Annotated in this window: 8 protein-coding genes and 1 pseudogene; 7 read left to right on the plus strand and 2 right to left on the minus strand. The window is 75.1% G+C overall.

The features are described from left to right. Positions 1–119: 119 nt before the first annotated feature. From VM95_RS45625 to VM95_RS14600, 5 genes and pseudogenes are all read left to right on the plus strand, one after another. Positions 120–431, plus strand: a pseudogene (locus tag VM95_RS45625) (hypothetical protein); the annotation flags it as partial. Positions 432–454: 23 nt separating this feature from the next. Beyond that, positions 455–1,165 carry a WD40 repeat domain-containing protein gene (locus VM95_RS14585; protein WP_157882103.1) on the plus strand — a complete coding sequence of 237 codons (711 nt, stop codon included), beginning with the start codon at positions 455–457 and terminating at the stop codon, positions 1,163–1,165. Between the two features lie 124 nt (positions 1,166–1,289). After that, positions 1,290–2,342 carry a hypothetical protein gene (locus VM95_RS14590; RefSeq protein WP_157882104.1) on the plus strand — a complete coding sequence of 351 codons (1,053 nt, stop codon included), beginning with the start codon at positions 1,290–1,292 and terminating at the stop codon, positions 2,340–2,342. 1 nt (position 2,343) lies between these two features. Further along, a complete protein-coding gene (locus tag VM95_RS14595) occupies positions 2,344–5,967 on the plus strand; it encodes an OmpH family outer membrane protein (RefSeq protein ID WP_045696527.1) in 3,624 nt (1,207 codons plus the stop codon). Positions 5,968–5,970: 3 nt separating this feature from the next. Then, on the plus strand, positions 5,971–7,488 hold the full coding sequence (locus VM95_RS14600; RefSeq protein WP_045696528.1) for a hypothetical protein: 1,518 nt from the start codon (positions 5,971–5,973) through the stop codon (positions 7,486–7,488). A 6-nt stretch (positions 7,489–7,494) separates the two neighbouring features. On the opposite strand, the gene VM95_RS42560 is transcribed toward VM95_RS14600, so the two are convergent. Next, entirely contained in the window at positions 7,495–7,854 is a 360-nt protein-coding gene (locus VM95_RS42560) for a hypothetical protein (RefSeq protein ID WP_157882105.1), read from the minus strand. A gap of 587 nt (positions 7,855–8,441) precedes the next feature. Here VM95_RS42560 and VM95_RS14610 point away from each other — a divergent pair. Then, complete coding sequence (locus tag VM95_RS14610; protein WP_045696532.1) at positions 8,442–9,011, plus strand: Uma2 family endonuclease; 570 nt, start codon at positions 8,442–8,444, stop codon at positions 9,009–9,011. 12 nt (positions 9,012–9,023) lie between these two features. On the opposite strand, the gene VM95_RS14615 is transcribed toward VM95_RS14610, so the two are convergent. After that, positions 9,024–11,090: an MDR family MFS transporter gene (locus tag VM95_RS14615; RefSeq protein WP_045696533.1), complete on the minus strand. Its 2,067-nt coding sequence runs from the start codon at positions 11,088–11,090 to the stop codon at positions 9,024–9,026. 165 nt (positions 11,091–11,255) lie between these two features. On the opposite strand from VM95_RS14615, the gene VM95_RS14620 reads away from it, so the two are divergent. Next, positions 11,256–12,740, plus strand: coding sequence for an MFS transporter (locus tag VM95_RS14620; RefSeq protein ID WP_078859910.1), 1,485 nt, complete (start codon positions 11,256–11,258; stop codon positions 12,738–12,740).

Here is a 12,740-nt window from a genome sequence, read left to right on the forward strand (position 1 = left end):
TGTGTACCCGGACGGGCCGGGGTGCCACGGCCGCTGAACGGGTGGCGCGCGCGGGCCGGGGGAGGCGTAGCGTCGAGAGTGGTCGCGGGCGGGTTCTCTTCCTTGTGCTGGAGCGCGACATGCCGGCCGACGCGACACCTCCCACCGGCCCGCCGCCGGGTCCGCCCCCGGGCCCACCGCCCGGACCCCCGCCGGGGCCACCACCCGGCCCGCCGCCGAGCCCGCCGGGCCCGCCGTCCGTCCTCACCGGCCACACGGGGGCCGTCACCTGCGTCGCCGTCTCCCGCGACGGGCGGCTGCTCCTCTCCGGCGGCGGGGACCGCACGCTCCGGCTGTGGGACCTCCCCACCGGCGCGGAGCTGCGGCACTGGGTCGCGCACGAGGACGGCGTGCAGTGCGCGGACCTCGCCCCGGACGGCCGGCTCGCGGTGTCCGGCGGCGCGTGGGGCCGGCGGTGGTGTGGGACACCGCGACCGGGACGGAACTGCGCCGCCTCCACGGGCAGGAGCAGGGCTGCCTGGCCGCCGCCTTCTCGCCGGAGGGCCGGCTGGTGGCGACCGGCTGCGGGGACCGCACCGTGCGCTGCTGGGACCCGTCGACCGGGCAGGAGCTGCGGCGCTTCCCGGGGCACACCTTCGACGTCACCGCCGTCGCGTTCTCCCCGGACCGCCGACAGCTGCTGACCGGCTCCGGCCAGTCCGAGTTCGGCGCGGACCAGGTCCGGCTGTGGGACCTGGACGGCGGGCGGGAGCTGCGCCGGTTCGGCGAGCGCCTGTTCGCGGTCACCGCCGTCGGCTTCGCCGTCCGGGGCGGCCTCGCCGTCGCCACCACCATGGACAACCTGCTGCACGTGTGGGACCCGGTCACGGGCGCGGAGACCGGCCGCTTCGAGATCGGGGCGGGCAACCTGCGCTGCCTCGCGGTCTCCCCGGACGGCCGGCGGCTGCTGACCGGCAGCGGCACCGACTACTACGATGCCGACCTGCTCGCCACCCTCGGCGTCGACAACCGCGTCCGGCTGGTCGACCCGGGGGACGGCCGGGAGCTGGCCCGCTACGAGGGCCACACCGGGAACGTCAACGCCGTGGCCTTCACCCCGGACGGCCGGCGCGCCGTCTCGGCGGGCGCGGACCGCACGATCAGGCTCTGGGAGCTCGGCGGGTAGCCCTCGGTCACCCGTCGCCCTCGGTCACCCGTCGCGTTCGGTCACCCGTCGCCCGCAGTCGCCGGTTGCCGTGGGTCACCCCCCGGTGGAATCGTGGCAGGAGAAGGTCGGATCGGACCCCGGAATGGCCGAACGGACACGAGGAGATCAGCGCACCTCGACCGTGGACAGCCCGATGGTCCGGGCCCCCGCCGGGCCCGGTGGGCGAGGTGTCGGGGCCCTGTGCGCGCTTCTCGGCCTGCTCCCCGTCACCCCCCTGCTGGCCTGGGCGTACGGGCTGGCGCCGTTCGCCCTCTGGTTCTGGTCGGTCACCGTGCCGAGCCTGGCGCTGCTGGCCGCCATCGGTGTGTGGAGCGCCGGACGGGCCCGGCCGGCCCGGGTGCACCGCGCGCTCGTGGTGGGGACGGTCGGCGGCCTGGTGGGCACCCTCGGCTACGACCTGTTCCGGGTGCCGTTCGCGCTGGCCGGGGTCCGGCTCTTCGCACCCGTCGACACCTACGGCGTGCTCGCCCTCGGCACGGCCTCCTCCACCCCGCGCACCGGGCTGCTCGGCTGGGCGTTCCACTTCTCCAACGGCATCGGCTTCGGGATCGCCTACGCCGTCCTCGCCTCCGGCCGGCGCTGGCCGTGGGGCCTGGCCTGGGGCCTGATGATCGAGACCCTGGTGGTGGCCTCGCCCGTCGCCGGCGTCTACGCGCTGCGCGGCGCTCCGCTGATCGCCGTCGCCTACGCCGGGCACCTGGCCTACGGCGCCCCGCTGGGCCTGCTGGTCGCCGACCCCGACCGTGCCGTCCGCCGGCTGCGCGAGATCGGGCCGCACCCCACCGCGTACGCCCTGCTGGCCGTGCTGCTGGTGCTGGTGGCCTGGCAGCGGCCGTTCGGCACCCCGGCGCCCGTGCGGGCCGGCGAGCGGGTGGCCCCCGGGCCGAGCGCCCTGGTGCTGGACGGGCGGTTCCACCCGCAGTACCTGCGGGTGCCCGCGCACGGCTGCGTGACCCTGCGCAACGGCGACCCGGTGCCCTACACCCTGCCCGCCGCGGTCGGCGCGCCCCGGCTGGAGCCCGGGAGCACCACCACGGCCTGCTTCGCCTCCGGCGGCAACGCCGTGCTGCGGGTGCGCACCTCCGACCAGCCGTACGCGGGCGGGTTCGTCATCGTCGACCGGACGGAGCGCTGAGATGACCACGGCCACGGCCCCGCGGACCGTCCCGACCCTCGGCGAGGTCGTCCGGCAGCTGCCCGGGTGGCTGCGCGAGCACGTGTGGTCCGCCGTGACCGGCGCGGTGGCCGGCGGCGTGATCGGCTACGTCGTGAACGTCCTCCTGATCGCCGTCCGCTACGGCGGCTGGCGGAAGGTGCCGCACGGGGCGCCGGCCACCAGCCACGGCAACTTCTTCCAGGGCGCGCTGTTCTGGGGCCTGCTCACCACCGTGCTGTTCGGCGTGTTCGGCTACTGGCACGCCGTCGGCACCGCCCGCTTCCTCGCCGACCTGCGGGCGCTGCCGCGCACCCTCGCCGCGCTGGTCCGCGGCGACCGGGCGTCCGGCGTCCACCTGCTGTGGGGCGCGGCGGTCGCGCTGCTGGCCGCCCAGATCGTCCCGCCCGCGGCCGGTGCGGTGCTCGCCGTCGGCGTGCTCGCCGGCGCGCCGAGCGTGCTCGGCAGCATCGTGTCGACCTTCCTGCGCCGGGTCTGGTCGGCGGTGGTCAAGCAGGTCGCGCCGACCCGCCACCACCGCATCACCGGGGTCACCGGCATGACGGTGGGCATGCTCGGCTCCGCCGCGTCGCTGGTCGCCGCCGCCTTCGTCACCGACACCGCCGCCAAGTTCGTCCTGGCCGCAGTGCTCGCGGCGGCCGCCGTCCTGCTCGCCACCACCCGGACGCGCCCGCCCGCCACCGCCTGCCTGCTGCTGGTCGGTGCCGTGCTGGTCCTGCACGGGATCACCGACGCCGTGCCGGCCCGCGCCGACGACGGTGGATCGCTCGAGTGCAAGCTCCAGGGCCGGTCCTGGCTGAGCTGCACCGGCAGCGGCACGGTGCTGCGGTACTCCGCGGCCGGGGCGGCCGCGGCCGGCCTGGGCGGCGTCCTGGGCTCGTTCCTCGGCCACCTCGCCGGCTCCCTGGCGGGCGGGCCGGGCACGGGCGGCCCGGACGAGGAAGGCCCGGGCACCGGCGGCCCGCACGGCGACGGCGACGGCGACCGTGACCGCGACGGCGACGGCGGCGCGCCGTGGCAGCCCCAGGCGCAGCCGGCCCTGACGCCGGGCGACCGCCGGGCGATCAACAACTGGATCCAGGGGCTGCTGGACGACCCGGCCTTCCAGCGCTGGTGCGCCACCCACCCCGGCTTCACCGGGCCGCCCACCGACGCCGAGTTCAACCAGTACCTCAACTGGCGCCGCGCGCAGGGCATCGCGGACCCGGCGCTGACCCTGCCCGGCGCGCGGGCGGACCTCCCGGTGGACGCCGGCCCGCTCCCGCCGCTCCCGCCCCCGGACCCGCTCCCGCTGCTGCCGGACCTGCCGCCGGGCCCCGAACCCCTCGACGCCGGGCCCGCCGGGGACGACCAGCCCCCGCCCGACCAACCCCCGGCCGTCGCTCCCGCTCCCGCAGCCGCGGCGCCCGCGCCCGACCCGGCCCAGGCGATCCGGGACCGGCTCGCCGCGCTCGACGGCGCCAACATGTACGACCCCTCGTTCTGGGGCCAGTTGCAGGCCCTCCACGAGAGCGTCGACCCCGCGCAGGGCCTGACCCCCGACCAACTGCAGACCGTCCAGCAACTGGAGGCGATGGTCCCCAAGGCCGACGAGACCGGGAACGAGCAGCGGGAGACGATCCGCAACGCGGGCATGGACGCGCTGCAGGCCGCCGAGGCGCGGGGCAGCCAGGCCGACCGGGACTACACCGACTACCTGCACCAGCTGGCCGCCACCGAGGCCCGCGAGAACTACCTCGGCAACCTGATCGACCACCTCCCGCCCGGCCAGTTCGAGATGGCCAACCGCGTCCTGCAACAGATCGAGAGCGGCGCACCGGGCACGGACACGGCGGGCGCGCTGCGGCAGCTGACCACCGCCCTGGTCGGCCAGGCCCAGGGCCGCTCGGAGCGGGAGGCGGCGGACGCCGAGCTGGAGGCGGCCGCGGCCGAGGCGCACGAGGCCGCCGCGGTCGGATGGCAGCACGTCGCCATCGCCGGGGAGCTGCTGCTCGCCCCGTTCGCGGTGCCGCTGACCGCCGCCGGCGCCGCCGGGCTCGGGGCGTTCATGGTCGGCCGCAACGCCGTCCAGGGCTTCGGCGTCGGGTACGAGGAGGGCGGGTTCACCAAGGGCCTGCTCGGCATGGCGAACGCGGTGCTGCCGATCAACACCCTGCAGGCCGCCTACCAGGCCACCATCGGCCAGGTCGTCGACCCCAACAGCGCGGACCCGCACGCCGGTCGGCTCGGCATCGCGCTCGCCTTCGTCCAGGACCTCGGCAACGCGGTCGGGCTGCACTCGCTCGGCCTGCAGAACATCGGGCCGGCGGCGGCCGACGCCGTCAAGGAGACCCCGGTCCTGAGCCGGCTGTCCGGGGGCCAGCCGCCGCCCGGCCCCGTCCCCACCGCCACCGCCGCCACCGACGCCGCCTTCCTCGCCGAACAGGCCGCCGGGCGGAAGGCGGCCGACGAGTTCCAGCAGATGGCCGCCGACCTGCGGGCCCTGAAGGCGGCGGGGGCGAGCCCGGACGAGATCGCCGCGGCCCAGCAGGCGCTGAAGCAGAAGGTCGTCGAGCTCAACTCCCTCTACCAGGGCAAGGCCAGCCTGAAGACCGCGGTCAAGGAGATCCAGGGCCAGTACGCCGAGGTCATCAACCCGGTGCTGGAGAAGGCCCGGGTCGACACCGTCGACGCCCTCAACGCGCAGGGCTGGCGCAGGGGCGGACGCCTGCTGACCCCCGACGACCTGACCGACCTGCGCAACGCCAAGAGCCTGGGTACCGTCGGGATGGACCGCGACCTGGCCCTGCAGCAGATGAAGTACCGCGAGACCCTCGCGCAGTTGGAGAAGGTCCCGCCCAACTCGGACCGGGCCGCGGAGCTGTACAAGCAGCTCAAGGACCTGAAGGCGCAGAACCAACTGACGCTCAACGGCGCGCCGGTGAGTGCCTCCAACGCCAACGAGGCGTTCGACCAGGCGTACGGCAAGGCGTACGCGAACGCCACCGGTGGCCAGGACGCGAAGCAGGCGCTGCAGGCCGTCACCCAGAGCAAGCACCCGGAGGCGTACCAGGACCTCCCGGTGCTCAAGAACGACGCCCTCGGCTATCCGCCCGACCCCAAGTGGGCCGCGCAGACCGGGTCGGTGACCACCTACAAGACGTTCATGAACCCGCACGACCTGAGCCCGGGCAGCGCGCTGCAGGAGACCGCCCGGGGCGTGGCCAAGGACATCTCCACCAAGCTCGAACCGATGATGTACTACTACCAGGGCGCGGATCCCGGCGCCTACCAGCGGGTCCTGGACATGAAGGCCTTCCTGGGCGACTGCGGCAAGGGCGTCTACACCCCCACGCAGATGGAGCTGCTGTCCCAGCAGAAGTTCGGCACCTCGATCAACGGCCTGGCCCAGCAGGTCGATTCGAACCTCACGGCCTTCGTCCAGTCGCACGGCGCGGCGCAGCCCGCGTTCCGTTCCCTGCCCGGCCCCGGCCTGAGCGAGCTCGGCGGGCACGTCGCGCAGGCGGCCGGCGGGCAGGCCGGGAACGTGCTCAAGGGCGTCGCCTCGGGCCCGGCGCGCGGGGAGAAGCCGGCGGAAGGAAAGTGAGCCATGGACACCGAAGCCGCCCGTACCCAGGTCGTCGGTACCCGAGCCGCCGGTACCCGAGCCGCCGGAACCGAGGGCGTCGACGCCGGGACGCCCGACCGCTCCTCGCCGGGTGGCCTGGCCCGCACCATCCGCCTCGCGCGGGCCGAATTCGGGCCGCTGGCACGCCACTTGGACCTGCCCGCGCCCGGCGTGCTGTCGCCGCTCACCGACCTGGCCGCCCCCGGTCCCGGCTCCGGCCCCGGCGCGGACGCGGGCGCGGACGCGCCGGTCCGGGACGTCGCCGAACTGCTCCGGGAGTTCACCGAACTGCCCGCCTCCGTGGTGCGGATGGCGCTGCTCCCGCTCGCCGTCCCCGACCGGGTGGTGGACGCCCGCAGCGCCCTGTTCGACAGCGCCCCCACCCAGTGCCGGCTGTACGCCTCCCGTCGGTCCGAGGGCATCTTCGTCGGCCTGCGGCCCGCGCTCGACGGCGGGTACGAACTGCTCGCCCCGTTCGCGCCCCAGGACCTCGCCTGGTGGGTGCAGTTGCAGGTCCAGTTCTCCAGCGGGCAGCCGATGCCGCTGCCCGAGGAGGAGCTGACGGCCGAGCAACTGGCCTTCCTGCTGGTGCTGGTCGACGCGTACAAGACCGCGTTCTTCCGGTCCTTCGCCGGGCGGCGGACGGAGCCGGTGCCGGTCACCCTCTGCCTGCCGGACGTCCTGGAGGCGCAGGAGGACGCGCTGCGCATCGCCGACCGGCGGTGGATCAGCCACGCCGTCGCGGAGCTGTTCGCCTCCCAGCTGCACCCCGGCGGCCGGACCGGCGCGAGCCTGCCGCCCGTCACCGCGGCCGTCGCCGAACGGGAGCTGCGCCGCTACGAGGAGGCCGGCTACCTCGAACGGACGGGCACCGGCGATCCGCCGGCGTACGGGCTCGGCCTCAGCCTGGCGACCTTCGCGGGCACCCTGTTCACCTGGATCAGCCTGCTCTCGCTGCACGACGTCCAGGTGGTCGGCCACGAGGCGGGCCGGCCCGTCGCGCAGGAGGACGTGGTCCTGTTCGTGGTGACCGAGCCGACCGTCTGGGCGCTGGTCAGCCAGGGCCTCACCCGGGCCCGCGAGGACTGGTCGGCCGTCCGCTTCGGGCTGCGGGCGCTCGGCGTGGTCGAGGCCTGCAACCTGGCCGACGAGTTCCTGCGCCCGATCCCGGACCTGACGCTGCCCGAGGAGGTCTACCTGCCGAAGGCGGCGGACGCAGATGCGGCGGGGGAGACGGCGGCCGAACCGCGGAGCCGCGCGCCGGGGCTCCCGCCGTCCGGCCCGCCCGGCGCTCCCGCCTTCCGCCCCACCCACCGCGTCCCGTCCGGCGGCATGTCCGCCTGGACGGCGCCCGACCCGGCGCTCACGGCGGTCACCCGGATCGACGCGAGGGTCGAGCTGCAGGTGCTGGAGCGGGCCGGGGACTGGGCGCACATCGTCTGCTCCAACGGCTGGTCGGCCTGGGTCGACGGCCGCCGGATCGAGGAGATCGGGACCTGAAGCCCGCTACGGGAGTGTGAGGGTGGTCAGGGCGGTGGCCAGGACCGGCTGGTAGGCGGCCCAGTCGGCCTCCGGGACGGACAGGTAGACGGTGTACTCGTTGCCGTTCGGGGCCAGGAAGGACTGCGCGCCCAGGTGGGCCTGGTCGAAGGTGAACTCCCAGAAGGCGCCCGGGTTCCCCTGGAAGGTGTTGGCCCGCAGGCTGATCCGGGTGTAGCCGCCCTGTTGGACGAGCCCCTGCTCGGTCTGGCGGAAGCCGTCGACGGGGGCCTGGCCGGACGGGTTGGCGATGACGGTGAACCGGAGCACGTGGCCGCCGTTGTCCGGCGAGTAGTCGCCGGCGCCCATGCCGTTGTCGCTGTCCACTCGGCGCCCGGCCGCTGCGCCGGATCGGCGCGCAGCAGCGAGGCGATGACCGGCGCGAGCGGACCGGCCCGAGGCGACGCGGGCTGCTGCCCCGGCTCCGGCGGCCGGCCCTCCACGGCCGCGTACAGTGTCGCGCCCAGTGACCACAGGTCCGCCTCGGGCCCGGGCGGACGGCCCGCGGCCCGCTCGGGCGCCACGTAGCCGGGGGAGCCGTCGAACGGCCCGGCCCCGAACGCGGCGAGCTCCGCCCGTCCCCGCTCCAGCACCACCCGCCCCGGCTCGACGCCCCCGTGCACCAGCCCCGACCCGTGCCCCCGGACGAGCCCGCCCAACACCCCGGCGCCGACCCGGGCCGCCTCGCGCGGCGCCAACGGCCCATCGGCGGCGATCACCTCGGCGAGGTCCGCCCATCGCCCATCGCAGCGCTCCAACCGTGCCTCGCCCCCTCGGCCAGTCTCCCGCCGGACGGCACGGCCGGCCATCGGGTGCCCGGCGTGACGTCCACTGTTTCCCGGTCGTTGAGGATGTCGGCCGGCCGCGAGACCACGCGGCCCGGTGGAGAGTGGCTGCGGGGAAGGAGACGGGTTGTGCGTACCGCACCCCACGTTCCTGGCGACTACAGCTCTGTCAGCGACCCCGAGCGGGCACTGAAGTACGCGGTTCAGCACGTCGCGGGCGACCGCGCCGAGATCGTCGAGGGAGTCATCACCCCCAGGTCGCCGTCGTGGGCACACGAGTCCGCCGCCGAGGTCGTCCGCCGCCAACTCGGCCCCCGCCTGGAACAGCTCGACCTGGTGTCCGGCTCCGGCGACCTCGACCTGCCCGGCAGCGAGAACTGGTACGTCCCGGACCTGGCCGTCGTGCCCGCCGACCTCGCGGCGAAGACCGAAGGCGCACTGCTGCCCGATCAGACCCTCCTGATCGTCGAGATCAGTTCCCCTTCCCACGCGGACACCGACCGCGTCGTCAAGCGCCGTCGCTACGGCCAGTACGGCGCTCCGCTCTACCTCCTCGTCGACCGGCAGAACCGCGCCTGCACCCTGTACAGCGAGCCGACCCGGCTGGGCTACGCGGCGGAGAGCGGCCCGCACCCCTTCGGCGTGCCCGTGCACCTCCCGGCGCCGTTCGACCTCGACCTCGACACCACTCGCCTGTAGCCGGGAAGGCGGCTACACCCGGGCGCTGTCCTTCGGGCGGGCGTGGGCGGGGAGGCCGTTGGTGAGGTCCTCGACGAGGAGGCGCCAGGCGATGGCGGTGGCGGCGGTGCGCAGCTGGGGGCTGCGGGGGCGGCCGGCGTCGGCGTCGAGGCGGGCGTTGAGCCAGTCCGACCAGGCGCCGGCGAGGGTGCGGACCTCGCGGCTGCCGGCCTCGGTGGGGGCGAGGCGGTCGCCGTCGCGGGTGAGGAAGCCCTCGGCGGTCATCCGGTCGAAGACCGGTTCCAGCACCTCGGGCGGGACGCGTTTGCGGGCGGCGATGAGGTCCAGCGAGGCGTGGCCGACCGCCTTGGTGTGCCCGGCGACCTCCATCAGCGCCCAGGCGCCGGCGAGGTCGAGGCCGGTGTCGGCGGTGCCGACGATCGAGCGGACGGTGGTCAGGTCCACGCCGCGTACGATCTTGCAGACGGCGTACTCCAGGTGCGGGTCGGAGTCGCTGGTGGTCGGCTGCCCGAAGCCCTCGCCCATGTCGGTCGAGCCGGCCCGGGCGGTGTCGCGCAGCGGCACCTGCTTGAGGAACAGCGCGACCACCAGGCCGACCGCCGCCACCGGGATCGTCCACAGGTACACGGTGTGCAGGGCGTCCGAGTACGCCTGGACGATCGGCGCGGCCTGCTCGGCGGGCAGCTTGTGCAGCCCCTGCGGGCTCTCGGCGGCCTTGGCGAGGACGGCCGGGTCGGCGCCGGTGAGGCGGGCGGCGGTGCCGACGCCCTTGCCGAGCTCGGTCTTGAGGCTGTTGGCGTAGATGGTGCCGAACACGGCGGTGCCGAAGGAGCTGCCGATGGTGCGGAAGAAGGTCACGCCGGAGGTGGCGGTGCCCAGGTCGGTGTAGTCGACGGTGTTCTGCACGGCGATGGTGAGCACCTGCATGCTCAGCCCGATGCCGACGCCGAGCACGAACATGTACAGGGAGGCGAGGGCCGTGCCGGTGCCGGGCTCCAGCCGGGAGAGCAGGTAGAGGCCGACGCCCATCACGAGCGTCCCGGCGATCGGGAACAGCCGGTACTTGCCGGTCTTGCTGACCACGTTGCCGCTGGCGATCGAGGCGATCAGCAGGCCGATCACCATGGGCAGCATCCGGACGCCGGAGACCGTCGCCGAGTCGCCGTCCACGTACTGCAGGAAGGTCGGCAGGAAGGTCAGCGCGCCGAGCATCGCGAAGCCGACGATGAAGCTGAGCACCGAGCAGACCGCGAACACCGGGTTGCGGAACAGCCGCATCGGCAGCATGGGTTCGGCGGCCCGGGTCTCCGCCCAGCAGAACAGGCCGAGCGCCACCGCGCCGCCGACGAACAGGGCGACGATCACGCCGGAGCCCCACGCGTACTGGTTGCCGCCCCAACTGGTCGCCAGGATCAGGGCGCTGGCGCCGACCGAGACCAGCGCGATGCCCAGGTAGTCGATCACCGGCCGCACGGCCGAGCGGACCGAGGGGATGGTCCGGGCGGCGGCCGCGACCACCACGATCGCGATCGGCACGTTGACGTAGAAGGCCCAGCGCCAGGACAGGTGGTCGGTGAACAGCCCGCCCAGCAGCGGGCCGATCACCGTGGCGACGCCGAACACCGCGCCGATCGCGCCCTGGTACTTGCCGCGTTCGCGCAGCGGGATGACGTCGGCGATCAGCGCCATCGCGGTGACCATCAGGCCGCCCGCGCCGATGCCCTGGACGGCCCGCCAGGCGATCAGCAGCGTCATGTTGGTGGCCAGGCCGCACAGGAACGAGCCGGAGATGAAGACGATCGCCGACACTTGGAACAGCAGCTTGCGCCCGTACAGGTCGCCGAACTTGCCGGCCAGCACGGTGGCGACGGTCTCGGCCAGCAGGTACGCCGTGACCACCCAGGACATGTGCGCGGCCCCGCCGAGGTCCGAGACGATGGTGGGCAGCGCGGTGCCCACGATGGTCTGGTCGAGGGCGGCGAGCAGCATGCCGAGCACGATGGTGCCGAAGACGACGTTGCGCTGCCGTACGTCCAGCACCGGCGGCGCGGACGGCTGGGGCTCGGTGGCGACTGTCATGGGCTCAGCCTCGGCGGCGCACGGGCCGGTCGCGATCCGGTCGCGACCGGGTTCGGCCGTCCGGGTGAGGGGCCGGGCCCTGCCTGGCGGCGGCGTACGGGCGGGGCGACGATGGGCCGAGCAGCACGCCCCCGCCCTCCGCGCCCTCCGCGAACAGGCTGCCCCATGACCGGACCGTCCCCCCGCAGTGCGCCGCAGCCGCCGCCCGGCGCCACCGCCGTGGGCGGCCGGGCCGGGCGGCGGCGCTGGGAGGCGCTCGCCGTCTGCCTGGTCGCCGGGTTCATGACCCTGCTGGACGTCAGCATCGTGAACGTCGCGCTGCCCACCGTCCGGGCCGGGCTGCACATGTCGGAGAGCGGCCTGCAGTGGGTGCTCAGCGGCTACGCGCTCGCCTTCGGCCTGGTGCTCGTCCCGGCCGGGCGCCTCGGCGACGCGCGCAGCCGGCGGGCCGTCTTCCTCACCGGGCTCGCCCTGTTCACGGCCGCGAGCGCGCTGGCCGGGGCGGCGCAGAACCAGGAGTGGCTGGTGCTGGCCCGGTTGTTCCAGGGCGCGGCCGGCGGGGTGCTGGTGCCGCAGGTGTCCGGCTTCATCCAGACGCTGTTCCAGGGCCCCGAGCGCGGCCGGGCGTTCGGCGCGCTCGGCGCGACCATCGGGCTGTCCACGGCGGTCGGCCCGCTGCTCGGCGGGCTGCTGATCCACCTGGCCGGGCCGCAGGACGGCTGGCGCTGGGTGTTCCTGGTCAACCTGCCGATCGGCGTGGCCGCCCTGCCGATCGCCCGCCGGCTGCTGCCGCCGCCCCCGCCGGCCGGCGAGCGGGCCGGGCACCGCGACTTCGACCCGGTCGGGGTGCTGCTGCTCGGCGCCGGGACGGTCGCGCTGCTGCTGCCGTTCGTCCAGGAGCGGCAGTGGCACGGCTCGGCGCGCTGGCTGCTGCTGCCGCTGGCGGCGGTGCTGCTGGCCGCCTTCGTCGGCTGGGAGCGCGCCTACGGGCGGCGCCGGGAGCCGCTGGTCAGTCTCGCGCTGTTCGCGGTGCGCCCGTACGCGGCGGGGGTGCTGCTGTCGCTGGTGTACTTCGCCGGGTTCACCGCGATCTTCTTCATCTTCACGCTGTACCTCCAGGCGGGCCAGCACTACTCGGCCCTGAAGGCGGGCCTGGCGATCACCCCGTTCGCGGTCGGCTCGGGCGTCGCGGCGGCGGTGGGCGGACGGCTGGTGAGCCGGCTCGGCCGGCGGCTGGTGGTGCTGGGGCTGGTGATGGTGCTGCTCGGCCTGCTGGGCTCGGCGCTGGCGGTGCAGCTGTGGTCGGGGCCCTCGGTGGGCTGGACGACGGCGCTGCCGCTGCTGGTCGCGGGGGCGGGCAGCGGGCTGGTGATCGCGCCGAACCAGACGCTGACGCTCCAGCAGGTGCCGCTGACCAGGGCGGGCAGCGCGGGCGGGGTGCTGCAGACCGCCCAGCGGGTCGGCTCGGCGGTGGGCATCGCGGTGGTCGGCTCGGTGTTCTTCGCGCACGCCGCCGGGCCGCACCCGGACTGGGCGTACGCCTTCCAACTGGGCGTCACCGTCGCGGCGGGCCTGGTGCTCGCGGCGCTGCTGGTGGCCCTGACCGACGTGCGGACGGGCGGGGGCCGAAACCGCTTGCCGTCCGGGTAG

Source organism: Streptomyces rubellomurinus, assembly GCF_000961885.1.
Lineage (GTDB): Bacteria > Actinomycetota > Actinomycetes > Streptomycetales > Streptomycetaceae > Kitasatospora > Kitasatospora rubellomurina.

Excerpts from the sequence above, each read along its gene's own strand:
- VM95_RS14590 (WP_157882104.1), top strand. The coding sequence starts at position 1,290 with ATGGCCGAACGGACACGAGGAGATCAGCGCACCTCGACCGTGGACAGC.
- VM95_RS14595 (WP_045696527.1), top strand. The coding sequence starts at position 2,344 with ATGACCACGGCCACGGCCCCGCGGACCGTCCCGACCCTCGGCGAGGTC.
- VM95_RS14620 (WP_078859910.1), top strand. The coding sequence starts at position 11,256 with ATGACCGGACCGTCCCCCCGCAGTGCGCCGCAGCCGCCGCCCGGCGCC.
- VM95_RS14600 (WP_045696528.1), top strand. The coding sequence starts at position 5,971 with ATGGACACCGAAGCCGCCCGTACCCAGGTCGTCGGTACCCGAGCCGCC.
- VM95_RS14615 (WP_045696533.1), bottom strand. The coding sequence starts at position 11,090 with ATGACAGTCGCCACCGAGCCCCAGCCGTCCGCGCCGCCGGTGCTGGAC.